This window comes from Pseudomonas sp. MF6751, from assembly GCF_016613265.1.
In the GTDB taxonomy this organism is placed as follows: domain Bacteria; phylum Pseudomonadota; class Gammaproteobacteria; order Pseudomonadales; family Pseudomonadaceae; genus Aquipseudomonas; species Aquipseudomonas fluorescens_BV.
In genome coordinates this window covers 18,397-33,360 of record NZ_JAENSV010000028.1, presented here as the reverse complement: position 1 = coordinate 33,360, position 14,964 = coordinate 18,397, and the positions used below count along the sequence as shown (strand labels likewise).

Below are 14,964 nucleotides of genomic sequence, written 5' to 3'. Positions count from 1 at the left end.
GTCGATCATTCAACGCTGAGCAAAGTAACCGTCAGGGGTGAACCCTGACTTTAAGGCGATTCTGAAACGGCAATCAGGGGCACACCGTACTTTTAAGAATCGCCTCAAAGCCTTCGTGCCACTCGCTACCTACCATGGTCTGCGTTCCCTCACCCGACCATGGAATTGCCGTGTTCATGTTTCTACTCAGAGTGGTACTGCTGGCCTGCGGGCTGCTGGTGCTTGCACCCCCGCCTGCCAATGCGGCGCTGAAGATCGAAGGCACCCGCCTGATCTATTTCGGCCAGGACAAGGCCGCCGGTATCAGTGTGGTCAACCAGGCCTCGCGGGAAGTGGTGGTGCAAACCTGGATCACCGGCGAGGACGAATCAGCCGACCGTACCGTGCCCTTTGCCGCCACCGAGCCATTGGTACAACTGGGCGCCGGGGAGCATCACAAGCTGCGCATACTGTATGCCGGTGAGGGCTTGCCCAGCGATCGTGAATCGCTGTTCTGGCTCAATATCATGGAAATCCCGCTCAAGGTCGAAGACCCCAACAGCGTGCAATTCGCGATCCGCCAGCGGCTCAAGCTGTTCTATCGCCCTCCCGCACTCCTGGGCGGCTCGGCCGAGGCGGTGCAGCAGTTGGTATGGAGCAGCGACGGGCGCACGGTGACGGCCAACAACCCCAGCGCCTTCCACCTATCGCTGGTCAACCTGCGAACCGACAGCCAGACACTCAGCGATTACCTGCTGCTCAAGCCTCATGAACGCAAAACCCTGACCGCGCTCGACGCTGTGCCCAAGGGCACCACTCTCCACTTCACCGAAATCACCGATATCGGTTTGCAAGCCCGTCACAGCACGGCGCTCAACTGATAAATCACGGGGTATTTGAACCGATGTCACTGACCAAACGCTGTTTACCGCTTCTGGTGTTGGCCTGCGCGGTCTTGCCCGCCACCAGCCACGCACTGGCCTGCCGCGAGGACGGCACCAACTCGATCATCACCCAGGAAGCGCTGGGTACGGCGCTGGCGGTCGCCGCCGACGCACCTAACGGCACTATCATTTGGGAATCAGGCCCGCGCTCGACCAATGTCATCTGCAAGGACGACTACCTCCACGGCCGTGAGGAAGTGTATTTCTACGTCAACCCCGCCAGCGTGAGTATCGGCACCGGGATTCGCGTGGGCATTCGCTACAACAACCAACCGATTACCCAAAGTACCGGCAAGGTCGGTACCGGTTTTTTCTCCGACCGAGGCTGCAATTTGTCCAACTGCGTGGGCTGGGACAAGGCGCGCTTCACCCTCAATTTCAGCGTGTTCATCGAGAAGTACGACCCCACGCCACCGAGCGGCCAGGCCAGCACGCTGACCTCTTACCGCGTGTTCCAACTGGACGGCGTGCGCGGGCTCAACTCACGCCCCAACAGCAACTTCAATTATGTGGTCACTGGCATGAACGATATCCGCTTCGTGCCTTGCACTCCCGAACTGACCGTCAGCCCCAGCGTGGTCAACTTCCCCACACCTTCGCGCAAAGCCTCGATCGGTGAAGTCGCCAGCAGCGCAAACTTCAGCCTGAACCTGCGCAAGGGTTGCGACACGCCCTATACCGTCAGCGCACGCTTCGCCACCACGCCGGGCGGCGGCAGTGTGAACAATGGCCTGCTGGTGCCGGACAACAACAGCTCAGTCGGCATCTCGCTATCTCGCGCCGAGAGCCAGCAGCAACTGCCCTTCAATAACTGGTTCACGCTGCAAGAACTGATGGGCCTGGGCCAGAGCCACGATGAATTCCGCGCCGACCTCAAGTGGCGCACCCTACCGATTCCAGGAGCGTTCGATGCTGCCGTGGTGGTGGATATGTACTACAAGTAGGTGATTTTTAAGGATCGTCTTATGCCACCGGCAAAGGCCCAGACGTAAAGTCTGCCGATGCGATTGAAAAGTTATCTGCTCCAGATCAACCCCGTCCTCTCCCGACCCGAAGCAGCCAGAAGGCTGCTTCGTATTTTTGCGAGCGTGCTGCTGGTAGGCATCCTCAGCGGGGTCTATACCTTTTTGCTGTCGACCTTCAACAACGACATCTCCCAGCGCCGCGGCTACATGAGCAGCGCCATTGCCGAAGCCCATACCTTTTTCACCAACCGCCAAGCCCTGCTCGAAAGCCTGAGCCTGTCGGCAGTGCGCAAGCAGTCCAGGGTCTATTCATCCTCGGCCGAAGAACAGCACCTGGAATTGGGCGACACATCGGGCAACCAGTGGAGCATCTGGCTGACCGCACGCATGCGCGACTACCTCAAGGCCAAACAGCTGAACCTACTCTATGTCAACGCCGGCCCCAACCCGCAAGTGATGCGCCTTTACGACGCCACCGCGCAGGTATTGCCGATTTCCAAATGCATGCTCAATCGCCTCAAGGCCCTGCAGCACACCGACCCGGCCACACTTAACGAACTTTGGCTGAGCGACAGGACTGAACAGCACTCGCACCTGTACATCTTCATCCGCCTGGACGAACGCGACCCCGACTCCGGCTGGCTCGGCCTGGAGATGGATAGCCGTGAAGTCTCCTCGACACTCAGCGACCAGAGCGCCGGCGAGTTCATGATGCTCAATTCCCAGGGCATGCTGGTGTTCACCAACAGCACCGATAAACAGTTGAGCCAGCAACAGCTGAGGCCCGGCGAAGACAGTTTTTTCGGTTTTGTCGGCAACGGCTGGCTACCCGACCACCTGGTGATTCGCAAACACCTGAAGTCCTCTGAGTGGCAGTTGATGTACTCCATCGACCTGCGTGCAGTGGTCACTGGCCTGTGGAAACAGCTGCTCGGTTCGTTGTTGCTTTGCCTGTTCAGCCTGACGCTGATCGGGCTGGTGATGCGCCGCGTCGACCAGCGTTTCATCATTCCGTCGATCCATCGCATCCAGGCGCTGATCGAAAGCGAAGCCTTCGGCCGCGATGTGATCCAGACCGCTCCTGTGGCCCTCTGCGTGCTGCGCCGCACCGACGGCCAGGTGGTACTGGAAAACGCCCTGGCCCAGCAATGGCTGGGTAACGGGCCGGAGCGCGAGGCGCTGCGCGCCGGCTGGATCGAGCAAGCCTTTGCCAACGGACCTTCCGAGCGCAGTGACTACTTTGAAACCATCGATGGCCGTCACCTGTACCTGAGCAGTGCACCCACCCGCTACAAAGGCGAAGACGTGCTGTTTTGCGCCTTCAGTGACATCAGTGCGCGCAAGCAGGTCGAGGCGGCGCTGGAAGAGGCGCGGCAATCGGCGGACGCAGCCAACGCGGCAAAAACCCTGTTCCTGGCGACCATGAGCCATGAAATCCGTACACCGCTGTATGGCGTGCTCGGCACCCTGGAACTACTGGCGCGCACGCAACTGGATGCACAACAAAAGGACTACTTGCAGGCGATCGAAGGCTCATCGTCGACCTTGCTGCAACTGATCTGCGATGTGCTGGACGTATCGAAGATCGAGGCCGGGCAGTTGGCACTGGAGATGGGCGAGTTCTCTGCGCTGGACCTTGTGCATGAAATCATCCAGGGCTACGCCGCAGCGGCCCACGCCAAGGGCCTTCAGTTGTATGCCTGCTTTGATCCCAAGCTGCCGGAACGTCTGATCGGCGACGTAACGCGCATCCGCCAGATTCTCAATAACCTGCTCAACAACGCGGTGAAATTTACCGACTATGGGCGCGTGGTGCTGCGGGTCAAAGTGCTGGGCCGCGACGGAGAACGCTCCAGTCTGTTGTGGCAAGTCTCGGACACCGGCAAAGGTATCGCCCAGGAAGACCAGGCGATGATCTTCGAGCCGTTTTACCAGAGTGAGGGCAATACCAATGTGGTCGCCGGCACCGGCCTGGGCCTGCCTATCTGCCAGCGTCTGACGGAGTTGATGAACGGCAATATCCGCATGGTCAGCGAACTCGGCCTGGGCAGCAGTTTCAGCCTGATCCTGCCGTTGGAAGAAGCATCTGTTCCACCGATGACACCGTTGCTGGCCGAGACCATTTACGTAGCCTCGCCGATCCCGGAACTGGCAAACGCCATCGCCGGCTGGTTGCGCCGTTGGGGCGCCAGGGCCCAGGCCGGCTTGCCGACGCTGGCGGACACACATCTGCTGTTGCAAGTGCACCCCGGCAGTGTCGACCCGTTGCTGGTGCCCGAGTGGCCCGGGCCGGTGATTCACGTGAGCAGCAACGCCTGCCCCGGCGTAGAAGCCGACGCCGGCGCCTGGCATGTCAACCTCAACCACCTGGGGGCTATTCATCAGGCCGTGAGCCAGGCGCAAGGACTATGGGTGGCCCGTGCCGATGAGCAAACGCACCGGCGGGATCTGAACAAACTCAACCTGCACCTGCTGGTGGCCGAGGACAACATCATCAACCAGCTGATTTTGCGTGATCAACTGGAAGAACTCGGCTGCACCGTGGAGCTGGCGGCCGACGGTCAGCAAGCGTTGCAGCTCCACACCGCCGGCAACTTCGACGTGGTGTTGACGGATGTGAACATGCCCCATATCAACGGCTATGAACTGGCGCGTGAACTGCGGCGCCAAGGCTGCACGTTGCCGATTATCGGGGCCACCGCCAACGCCATGCGCGGCGAGGCCGACCTGTGCCTGGCCGCCGGCATGAACCATTGCCTGGTCAAACCCTTTGCGTTGCGGGCTCTATTCAACTCCCTGGCGCCTTATGCACGGATCACCCATGAAGCCCCTTAGTATTCTGATTGTCGAGGACCATCCCCTGCAGCATATCTACCTGCAGAACTTGCTCAGCGAGTTGGGAGACTTCCTGCTCGAAACCGCCGAGGATGGCAAAGAAGCGCTGGAGCGCCTGCGCCAGCGGGACTTCGACCTGGTACTGACCGACCTGCTGATGCCCGGCATGGACGGCGTGCAGTTTATCCAGTGCCTGGCCAGCCTGCGCTGCAAGCCGGCGCTGGCAATCATGAGTGCGGCGTCGAGGCGCATGCTGATGGCGGCCAGCCTAGTGGCGAAAAACCTCGATGTGGAAGTGCTTGGCCTGATTTCCAAGCCCGTGAACGCCGAGGCCTTGCGCACCCTGGTCAACCAACTCAGGAACAGGGTGCGCACGCCTACCCCCGAACTGCCCGAGCACATGGACATCGACCGTCACACGCTGGTGCAGGCCATGAGCAGCGGCCAGTTCCAGGCCTGGTTCCAGCCGAAAAAATCCCTGGCCAACGGCCGTATCGTCGCTGCCGAAGCCCTGGTGCGCTGGATGCACCCCGAACAAGGCGTGATGCTGCCTGCCGCGTTCCTGCCGGCAATCAAGGCGTTCGAACTGGAGGAGCGGCTGTTGTGGCTGGTGCTCAAGCAAGCGATCCACGCCCAGGAACACTGGCGCCAGCGCGGCTATGAAATTCCAGTGTCGATCAACCTGCCGACCCACTTGCTCAACAGCCATGACCTGGCCGACCGTTTGCTGGAGTTCGTGCTGCACCACGATGGTATCCCGGGAATGATCTGCTTCGAGTTGATGGAATGTTCGGTGCCGCAGGACATCAGCAATTTCTACGCCGGCGCCTGCCGATTGCGGATCAAGGGGTTCGGTTTGTCCCAGGATGATTTCGGCAAGGGCTACAGCTCCTACCTCAATCTGGTGTCCACGCCATTTACCGAACTGAAGATCGACCAGGCGCTGGTGCAGGGCAGCCACGACAACGAAGGCATCGCCCAGGCATTGGCGAGCATTATCGCGCTGGGCCGCAAGTTGGGTCTGACGGTGGTTGCCGAGGGCGTGGAGACCCCGCAGCAATTGGCGCTGCTGCGCAAAATCGACTGCAATCAGGTGCAGGGGTTCCTGATCTCTCACGCAGTGTCTTCGGACCAATTTCAGCAACTACTGAACAATGATGGCCCCGCGACATCTCACTAGCTGGCGGCCACGATCATAAGGAGTAAGCTCCATCCAGTGCCGATTTATCCTGCGCCTGCGGAAACCCCTGATGAAGCACAATAACGCGATTCTCGAAGCCTTTACCCGCAGCTCATTGCGCCTGAACAAAGGCTTGATGGTGTTGATGGGAATCGCGTTGCTGCTGATGCTGACCAATTACTGGTCTCTGCACCGGGGCGTCGAAATTCGCTACAGCGCGATGCGCTTTCACTTTGCGCGGCTGATGGAAAACCTCGCAGAACAGCAAACCTACCTCAAGAGCCTGACACACCCCGGCATCCAGGCCGAACTGCTGCACGCCACCAACGTGCAGGTCAGCCTCAAAAGCCGCATGGTCGACAACCGTCGCACGCTGTACGAAGGCCAGAAGTATTCGTTTTCGGTGCCCTTCAGCGTCAAGTTCGATGAACAGCAGATCAGCACCGCCGCGAGGCCGCCGATTTTTGCCCTGGGTGCGCACTTGACCAGCTACTACAGCGCCTTCTGGTCCTCCTCGCCGTACGAGGCGCCGCAAACCTTCCTGCTCAATCGCCAGGCCGACTACGCCATCACCATTCCGTCCGTGGGCTATCAGCACCGGGAAAGCCCCGAGGATACCGACAACCCGGTGGCCCGGGTCAACGCCGTGCAGCAAATCCTTGCACAGGCGCCGCAGCCGCTGGAGCAGAATCGTGTGTATTGGCAGGCCGGCCCCGAACCCGAACATTTGCTGGCCTACATCGGCCTGCCACTCGACGCCCAGGGCCAGGCCGTGATCGGCACCCTGCTCGACGTGTCGCAGGTCGACGATGTACAGCGCGCGCTGAATCACTCGGCGTTTGATCGCTTTACCCTGATTGGCCCTGACGGCAACCGGTTGATTGGGCCAACCAATCAGACGCAGCTCAGCGATGGTGTGCATTTCACGGCCGACGGCTTTGAATTCAAGGTCACCGAGGCCGGCGACCAGCCCTGGAGCGCGGTCTATGGCCTGAACTACTCGCACTTCTTTCACTCCGCGTTGTGGCCGTTGAGCACCATGGCGTTGGTACTGTTCAGCCTGATTACACTGGGTTGGGCTGGCAGCCGATGGTATCGACGCCAGGTGATCACCCCAGCACAACTGGCCCACGAACGCATCGCCGAAAGCGTGGCGTTCAGCCGCGTGATCATCGACACCGCACCCACTGGGTTATGCGTGGTGCGACGCAGCGATGGCAGGGTATTGATCGAGAACCAGCGCGCCCAGCAATGGCCGGGCACCTCACGCCTGGTGGAGGCAATGGCCGGTAAGCACGATGGCGCCGAGAGCGGTGAGACGCACTTGGAGATCGAAGGCCGGCACCTGCAGATCGGCTTTGTGTCGACCCGTTATCAGGCTCAAGACGTACGCCTGTATGCATTCAACGATATCACCCGGCACATCGAAGACGCCCAGGCCCTGGAAGAGGCACGTCATGCCGCCGATGCGGCCAGCGAGGCCAAGACGCTGTTCCTGGCAACCATGAGCCATGAGATCCGCACGCCGCTGTATGGCGTGCTCGGCACCCTCGAATTGCTCGGCCTGACCGACCTCGACCCGCACCAGAAAACCTACCTGCACACCATCCAGCGCTCGTCCGCCACACTGTTCCAACTGATCAGTGATGTGTTGGATGTCTCGAAGATCGAGTCCGGGCAAATGGCGATAGAAGCCGTGGATTTCTGCCCGCTGGACATGCTCGAAGATACCTTGCACACCTACGCCGCCTTCGCCCGGCGCAAGGGGTTGCAGCTTTACAGTTGCATCGACCCGCAGTTGCCGAACTGCCTGATGGGCGACCCGATGCGCATCCGCCAGGTCCTCAATAACCTGGTGAGCAACGCCATCAAGTTCACCGACTTTGGGTGCGTGGTGATTCGTGCCAGGGTGGTGGGCAGCGACGCCAATAATGTCGACCTGGAATGGCAAGTCACCGATTCCGGCGTGGGCATTGCCGAGGCGCAGCAGGCCAAGCTCTTCGATCTGTTCTACCAGGCACCGGACACCGCCAGCGAAGGCGGCACCGGGCTTGGCCTGCCGATTTGCCGGTGGCTGGCGCAGATGATGGACGGCGAAATCCGCGTGGTCAGCGAGCCCGGGCTGGGCAGCAGCTTTACCCTGAAAATGCGCTTGCCACTGTGTTGTGGTGCACTGACCAACCTGCCGCTGATCGAGCCCAGCTCGACGCCGGTGTATGTGCAGGCACCGGTACGCGAACTGGCGCAGGCAATGAGTGACTGGCTCAACCGCTTGGGAATCACCGCCGCCCTGGCCGCGACCACCCAGGACAAAGACAGTCACCACGCGGTACTGGTAGAACTGTTACCCGGCGAGCCCCCCAAGCCATGGGCCGGCCAACGTGTGCTCTGCCTGCCCGGTGCGCACAGCCCGCCGCTGCACACAGCGCAAGGCTGGGTGGTGGATATGCACGACATACGCACCATCGCCGCCACCGTATCACTGGCGCAGCACGGCAGGCACGAGCAACCCACGGCGACCCGGCCACAAAGCGCCGGGCGGCTAGAGCTGCGCATCCTGGTGGCCGAGGACAACCCGGTCAACCAGGCGATTATCAAGGAACAGCTGGAGGCGCTCGGTTGCTCGGTGAGCCTGGCCGCCAACGGTGAACAGGCGTTGCAGTTATGGCAACCGAAGGCCTTCGACCTGGTGCTGACCGACGTGAATATGCCGTTGATGAATGGCTATGAACTGGCCAGAACCTTGCGTGAGCATGATCCACACTTGCCGATTATCGGCGTGACCGCCAATGCAATGCGCGAGGAAGGCGTACGTTGCCTGGCAGTGGGCATGAACGCCTGGATCGTCAAGCCCTTGAGCCTGCAAACCCTGCGCGATCAGTTGATCAAACTGTGCAAGGTCAAGTCGCCGGTTGAGCCTGACGCCCAGGTATTCGACGACCGCGTGCAACTGTCGGACAAGATGCGCCCGCTGTTCATCAGCAGCGTGCAGCAGGATATGCAGCGCATCGGCGCGGCCCTGGTCCAGCGTGATGCCCGTGGCCTCGGCCAACTGCTGCACTCGATCGCCGGCGCTTTGGGCGCAGTGCAGGCGCTCAGCCTGGCCCAGGCCTGCATCGAACTGGAAAGCGCACTTAACCGCGGCAGCCTCGACACAACGCTTGAGCTCAAGGTGAAGACTGTGATGCAGCGTCTGTCGGCCGTTCTGGAGACTCTCCAGCTCGGGCACTCTTCACTCACTTGAACTGGCACTACGGACGGCCCTTTATGAAAAAATTCAACGTGGTAATCGCGGACGATCACCCGATCGTGTTGCTTGGCGTTCGCGAACTGGTAGAGCGTGACATGCGCTTTCAAGTCGTCGGCGAGGCCGTGTGTTCGGCCGGCCTGATCGAGCTGTTGCAACATCAAGGCGCTGACATCGTGATTACCGACTACAACATGCCGGGCGACTCGCCTTATGGCGATGGCCTGAAGCTGGTGGAGTACCTCAAACGGCACTTCCCGCAGGTACAGATCCTGATCCTGACTATGATCTCCAACCACCTGATTCTCACCCGCCTACAAGAGCTGGGCGTGGTCGGCATCATCCAGAAAAGCCAGTTGCATACCGAGATTCAACTGGCACTCAAGGCGATCGCCCAAGACAGCGACTATCGCAGCCTGGAGCCGCCAAAGACCTCGGTGATAGAGACCCTCACGGCAATTGACGAGCGCTTTACAAGTTTGTCACCCAAAGAGTTCGAGATCCTGCGCCTGTTTATTTCCGGCATGAGTGTGAGTGACATTGCGCGCCGCCAGAACCGAAGTTCAAAGACCATTAGCGCACAAAAAGTATCGGCCATGCGCAAACTTGAAGTGAGCAGCGACCAGGACCTTCTTGCTTATTGCCTGGAACGTAACATCTTCAACTAACGCATAACTTGCAAGCCATTCCTGGACAATGGCTTCGCCCTTTGTTTTCTGGCTCTTCACTGCTGAAACCGTGCAAATAACCTGCCCGCCCCAGCGCTTATAAGAATCGTCTTATTCGCTCCTACCGCCTCGTCGCCTACTCTTTGCTCGCAGTTCAACAACAGCACTTTTTTCCAACTAAACCTTACGGACATCATCATGAAGAAGTTTTCCCTGGCTGTTATCGCCTCGGCCATTATCGCGGCCTCCGGCAGTGCATTCGCCGAAGGTGAAGCAGCAGCGCCAACCCTGGGCGGCAGCGGCAAAATCACCTTCACCGGCGTGATCAACAACGACGCGTGCTCGGTGGACGGCGCCAACTCCGACCGCACCATTTCGGTGGACATGGGCAACGTTTCGATCAAGGACATGGGCACCGCGGAAAACCCAACCGCAGGTCGTGTGACCGCCAAAGACTTCAACCTGAACGTCAACTGCAACCAGGGCACCAAGGTCGCCATGATCTTTGACGCCAACAACGGCGGTTCCGGCCTGGTCACCGGCAAAAAAGTACTGGCCCTGAACCCGGGTTCGGCCACTGCACAAAACGTCGGTATTGCCCTGCTGGACAGCAAGGGCAGTCTGATTGACCTCAGCTCGCCAAGCACCGCACGCATTGAAAGCACCATGCACGGTGCCGGTACTGAAGGCGGCGACGCCACCCTGAGCTTCGCGGCCGCCTACGTCACTACCGCAGCGGCGGGTTCGTCGACCGCCGGTCGCGGTGACGCCACCCTGCCGTTCATCCTGCAATACGAATAATTCGGCGCCCCGGGCACCGAACGCGCGAGGCCTTGCGGCCTCGCCATTGTCTTCTGATTACACCGGATAACCCTCATGCCGCCTCGTTCTATCGCCGCATGTCTGGGGCTGCTGGGCTTGCTCATGGCTACCCAGGCCGCCGCCAGCATTTCATTGAATGCCACCCGTATCGTGTTTGACGGTGACCACAAGGAAGCCAACATTACCGTGCGTAACGGTAACCAGGATGTATTGATTCAATCCTGGGTCGACATGAACGACGCCAGCGCCAGCCGTGCGCCGTTTGCCGTCACCCCGCCACTGGCACGGGTATTCGCCAAGGAACAACAACTGCTGCGCATTCTGTATGAGGGCACCGGCATGCCCACGGACCGCGAGTCGGTGGTGTGGCTCAATGTGCAGGAAATCCCCAAAGCCAACGAATCCGAGAACACCTTGCAGTTGGCCATCCGCCAACGCATCAAGATTTTTTACCGCCCTGCCGGCCTTACCGGCAGCGCGCTGCAAGCCCCTGCACAGCTTGAATGGACGCTGGCCAAACACGGCAGCCAAACCCTGTTGCAGGTGAAAAACCCGACGCTGTACCACGTGTCCATGGCCGACATCAAAGTGCAGGCGGTAGTGGCCAGCGACTCCACCATGATTGCGCCCGGCGAACAAAAACAGTTTGCGCTCAGTGCTCCAGTTGCCAGCGGGCCGGTGCGGTTGTCGTTTTCCAGCATCAATGACTACGGCGCGCAGAATCACTACAGCGCGCCGCTGTCTAGCGGCACTGCGCTACCGGCGTATGCGACTGAATCGCGACTTAACCCCTAAGCACTTTCGCTAACTCACAAGCTCACTTCGCGTGCGTGTTTGCGTGCCCGACTGTCCGTCAATCAGGGATGTCATAGGTCTTCGCATGTCTTTTCTTTCCAGCAACAGGCCCGCACGTGGCGTATTGAAGTTGAAGACGCTGTCGCTGGCGATTGCTGCCAGCTTGCCCAGTCTGACCATGGCCGATGACGCTGCGCAAACCTTCAACACCACCTTCCTGCAAGGCTCGCAGTCGCCGGTGGACTTGCAGCAATTGCTCTCGGCCAACAGCGTGCTGCCGGGCAATTACCGCGTCGACCTGTACAGCAACGAAATGCTGGTGGGCCGACGCGATATCGATTTCAGGCGCAACCCGAAAAACGGTCGTGTAGAAGCCTGCCTGACCCTCGACCTGCTCAAGCAACTGGGTATCGACCTGCACCGTTTGCAGGCCGAGGGCAAACTTGACCCGCAGCAGCCGCAGGACTGCTACGCCCTTGCCGACATGATCGAAGACGCCAGCGTGCGCTACGACAGCAGCCGTCTGCGCCTGCTCGCAAGTATCCCGCAGGTGGCGATGCAGCGTGGCTTGCGCGGGTATGTCGACCCACAGTTGTGGGACGACGGTGTGCCCGCCGCCTTCATCAACTACCAGCTCAACAGCAGCCGCACCGCCGGCGACTATAAAACCCGCATTGCCAATAACCTGGGCCTGCGCAACGGCATCAACCTGGGGGCCTGGCGCCTGCGCAACGAGTCGAACCTGAGCGGCGGCACCGATCGCTCGAACACCTTCACCAGCAACCGCACTTACTTGCAGCATGACGTCACCGCGATCAAGGGCCAGTTCAGCGCCGGTGAGATTTTCTCCGACACTGACCTGTTCGACAGCGTGCGCTATCGCGGGGTAAAGCTCGCCTCTGATGATGGCATGCGCGCCGACAGCGAGCGCGGCTATGCACCCGTAATCCGTGGGGTGGCGCAGACCAACGCGACGGTGGAAATCCGCCAGAACGACTACATCCTCTACACCGCCAACGTCGCGCCAGGCCCGTTCGAGATCAACGATATCTACCCCAGCGGCTCCAACGGTGACCTGCAAATCACTGTGATCGAAGCCGACGGTACGCGGCGGGTGACGATGCAGGCGTTCTCCAGCCTGCCGATCATGGTGCGCGAAGGCCAGGTGAAGTACAGCGTCTCGGCGGGCACGTTCAAAAGCAATGCCGATGGCCTGGCCTCCCCACGTTTTCTCAGCGGCACCCTGGCCTATGGTTTGACCAGCAACCTCAGCGGGATTGTCGGCCTGCAAGCCAGTGAAGACTACAGCGCGCTGTCGATCGGTGCCGGGCGGAACACCTCGTTCGGGGCGTTCTCGCTCGATACCACCCATTCGTCCAGCAAGGCCCAGGGGCGAACCTCCCAGGGCAGCAGCGTACGCGCCTTGTACGCCAAGACCTTTGCCGGCACCGATACCAACTTCACCCTGGCCGCTTATCGCTACTCCACCGAGGGCTATCGCAGCCTCACCGACCATGTGGAAGACAGCAGCGAAGACGTGCGCGTGCGCACCGGCCACTCGAAAACCCGCACCGATCTGACCATTAACCAGAGCCTCGGACGCAACAGCGAATTTGGCAGCCTGTATGTGAACGCCAGCGACCAACGCTACTGGAATCGGGGCGGCTCCCAGAGCTTTTCCGCGGGCTACACCGGCAACTGGGGCGACCTGAGCTACAACCTTGGCGTGACGCGCACCAAGCAGATCGTCACCTGGGGCGAGCCGAGCAGCGACACGCAGGTGAACCTGTCGGTGTCTTTCCCGCTGGGCAGCCAGGCCCGCGCGCCACGGGCGTTTGTCACCACCAGCCACCAACGTGGCGATACCACCACCCAAGCGGGCATCAATGGCTACGTGGCCGATACCAGCGACACTTTCTATTCGGTGCAGGCCGGCCACAGTGACACCAGCGGCGACTCAGGCTCGGTGAACGTCAACAGTCGCACCGCCGTGGCAGATGTCAGCCTCGGTTACAGCCAGGGCCAGGGCTACAACTCACAGAACTTCAATCTCGCCGGCTCGGTGGTGGCTCATGCGGGTGGCGTCAACCTGGGGCAGACGGTCAGCGAGACCTTCGCCCTGGCCGAAGTACCAGGCGTCTCTGGTGCCAAGATCAGCAGCTACAGCGGGGTGGAGACCGGGTACAACGGCTATGCGGTGGTGCCCACTGCGCAACCCTACCGGGTCAACTGGATCAGCCTGGACACTCGCGATCTGGGAGGCGACGTGGAAATCACCAACGCCACCCAGCAACTGGTGCCGCGCCGTGGCGCAATCGTGGTGGCGCATTACAGTGGCACTAGCGGACGTCGCGTATTGTTTGAGTTGTTTGATGCCCAGCATCAACCGCTGTCGTTTGGTGCCTCACTGGAAGACGCCAATGGCAAGCAGTTGGCGATTGCCGATCCGAATGGCAATGCCTTGGCACTGGTGGAAGAGGATCAGGGCATGCTGATCATCAAGTGGGGTGAGCAGCATTGTCGTGCCACCTATGCGTTACCACCGCAGAACAAGGCGCTGAACTATGAGCGCCAGTCACTGGTGTGCACGCCTTGATTGTGCGGGTAATTGCGCTACTGTGCTGACCACGCGCCTACCCTCTGCGAGACTTGCTCATGCGTAACTTGTTATTCGCCAGTGTCTGCCTGTTGACCACCGCTCTGGCAGGCTGCCAGCAAACACCCCCGGCCAACGACCAACTCGATGCAGTGCTCTGGACCCAGACGTCCATCGAACACGAGCTGATCTACCGCCAGCTCTTCGCCAACGCCACCCTCCAACTCGATGTAGCACTGGCCGACCCCAGCTGGGACGCCCTGCCTTTGCCTGCCCGCAAGCTGACCGGTTTGCCGCCGGCGGTGATCGTGGATATCGACGAGACCCTGTTGGACAACGTGCCGCTCAACGCTCGCGACATCATCAACAATCAGGTCTATTCCTACGATCGCTGGAATACCTGGGTCGAGCAGGCCAAGGCTCAGGCGCTGCCGGGTTCCGTGGCGTTCCTGCAAGCGGCCAGACAAAAAGGTGTCAAGGTGTACTACCTCACCAACCGCGAGCACAGCCAGGTCGCGGCCACCGCCAAAAACCTGCGTTTGCGCGGCTTTCCGATTGAGAGCGACGCGCAGATCCTGGCGGCCAGCACGCCTACCGGCCACTGCGAAAGCGCGGGCTACGGCAAGCAGTGCCGCCGTCAGTGGGTCGCCAGCCATGCCCGCGTGCTGTTGATGGCCGGTGACTCGCTGGGAGATTTCGTGCAAGCCGAACACAACACCCTGGATGCACAACGCAAGGCCGTCGAACCCTATGTGAACTGGCTAGGCCAGCGTTGGTTCCTGCTGCCCAACCCGAGCTACGGCAACTGGTATAGCGCGCCGTATGGGGATGATGAGAGCTTGCCGTTTGCGCAGAAACGCAGGCTCAAGCAGCAGGCATTGCTGTTGCAGCAATAGGGTAAAGCCCTGCCGTGATGATCGTTCCCTCACTCTG

Annotated in this window: 10 protein-coding genes; all 10 read left to right on the top strand. The window is 60.5% G+C overall.

What is annotated here, in order from left to right:
• Window positions 1-170: 170 nt before the first annotated feature.
• The 10 genes from JJD66_RS20120 to JJD66_RS20075 all read left to right on the top strand — a co-directional run bounded on the left by JJD66_RS20120 (window position 171) and on the right by JJD66_RS20075 (window position 14,927).
• On the top strand, window positions 171-860 hold the full coding sequence (locus JJD66_RS20120; protein ID WP_014719099.1) for a fimbrial biogenesis chaperone: 690 nt from the start codon (window positions 171-173) through the stop codon (window positions 858-860).
• 23 nt (window positions 861-883) lie between these two features.
• Window positions 884-1,867 (top strand): fimbrial protein, encoded by a 984-nt coding sequence (locus tag JJD66_RS20115; protein ID WP_200648855.1) that lies wholly within the window; start codon window positions 884-886, stop codon window positions 1,865-1,867.
• Window positions 1,868-1,924: 57 nt separating this feature from the next.
• Entirely contained in the window at window positions 1,925-4,723 is a 2,799-nt protein-coding gene (locus JJD66_RS20110) for an ATP-binding protein (RefSeq protein ID WP_200648854.1), read from the top strand.
• Entirely contained in the window at window positions 4,710-5,903 is a 1,194-nt protein-coding gene (locus tag JJD66_RS20105) for an EAL domain-containing response regulator (protein ID WP_003192443.1), read from the top strand. Before JJD66_RS20110 ends, JJD66_RS20105 begins: the two co-directional genes overlap by 14 nt.
• A gap of 70 nt (window positions 5,904-5,973) precedes the next feature.
• The gene (locus JJD66_RS20100) at window positions 5,974-9,147 is read left to right on the top strand and encodes a hybrid sensor histidine kinase/response regulator (RefSeq protein ID WP_200648853.1); all 3,174 of its coding nucleotides are present in this window, start codon (window positions 5,974-5,976) and stop codon (window positions 9,145-9,147) included.
• 23 nt (window positions 9,148-9,170) lie between these two features.
• Window positions 9,171-9,818 carry a response regulator gene (locus JJD66_RS20095; protein ID WP_054898360.1) on the top strand — a complete coding sequence of 216 codons (648 nt, stop codon included), beginning with the start codon at window positions 9,171-9,173 and terminating at the stop codon, window positions 9,816-9,818.
• Window positions 9,819-10,016: 198 nt separating this feature from the next.
• Window positions 10,017-10,619: a fimbrial protein gene (locus JJD66_RS20090; protein WP_014719104.1), complete on the top strand. Its 603-nt coding sequence runs from the start codon at window positions 10,017-10,019 to the stop codon at window positions 10,617-10,619.
• A gap of 75 nt (window positions 10,620-10,694) precedes the next feature.
• Window positions 10,695-11,435, top strand: coding sequence for a fimbrial biogenesis chaperone (locus JJD66_RS20085; RefSeq protein WP_105227296.1), 741 nt, complete (start codon window positions 10,695-10,697; stop codon window positions 11,433-11,435).
• A gap of 85 nt (window positions 11,436-11,520) precedes the next feature.
• Entirely contained in the window at window positions 11,521-14,031 is a 2,511-nt protein-coding gene (locus JJD66_RS20080) for a fimbria/pilus outer membrane usher protein (RefSeq protein ID WP_200648852.1), read from the top strand.
• A 59-nt stretch (window positions 14,032-14,090) separates the two neighbouring features.
• A complete protein-coding gene (locus tag JJD66_RS20075) occupies window positions 14,091-14,927 on the top strand; it encodes a 5'-nucleotidase, lipoprotein e(P4) family (protein WP_200648851.1) in 837 nt (278 codons plus the stop codon).
• The last annotated feature ends 37 nt before the right edge of the window (window positions 14,928-14,964 follow it).

Excerpts from the sequence above, each read along its gene's own strand:
- JJD66_RS20095 (WP_054898360.1), top strand. The coding sequence starts at position 9,171 with ATGAAAAAATTCAACGTGGTAATCGCGGACGATCACCCGATCGTGTTG.
- JJD66_RS20115 (WP_200648855.1), top strand. The coding sequence starts at position 884 with ATGTCACTGACCAAACGCTGTTTACCGCTTCTGGTGTTGGCCTGCGCG.
- JJD66_RS20100 (WP_200648853.1), top strand. The coding sequence starts at position 5,974 with ATGAAGCACAATAACGCGATTCTCGAAGCCTTTACCCGCAGCTCATTG.
- JJD66_RS20080 (WP_200648852.1), top strand. The coding sequence starts at position 11,521 with ATGTCTTTTCTTTCCAGCAACAGGCCCGCACGTGGCGTATTGAAGTTG.
- JJD66_RS20105 (WP_003192443.1), top strand. The coding sequence starts at position 4,710 with ATGAAGCCCCTTAGTATTCTGATTGTCGAGGACCATCCCCTGCAGCAT.
- JJD66_RS20110 (WP_200648854.1), top strand. The coding sequence starts at position 1,925 with ATGCGATTGAAAAGTTATCTGCTCCAGATCAACCCCGTCCTCTCCCGA.
- JJD66_RS20090 (WP_014719104.1), top strand. The coding sequence starts at position 10,017 with ATGAAGAAGTTTTCCCTGGCTGTTATCGCCTCGGCCATTATCGCGGCC.
- JJD66_RS20085 (WP_105227296.1), top strand. The coding sequence starts at position 10,695 with ATGCCGCCTCGTTCTATCGCCGCATGTCTGGGGCTGCTGGGCTTGCTC.
- JJD66_RS20075 (WP_200648851.1), top strand. The coding sequence starts at position 14,091 with ATGCGTAACTTGTTATTCGCCAGTGTCTGCCTGTTGACCACCGCTCTG.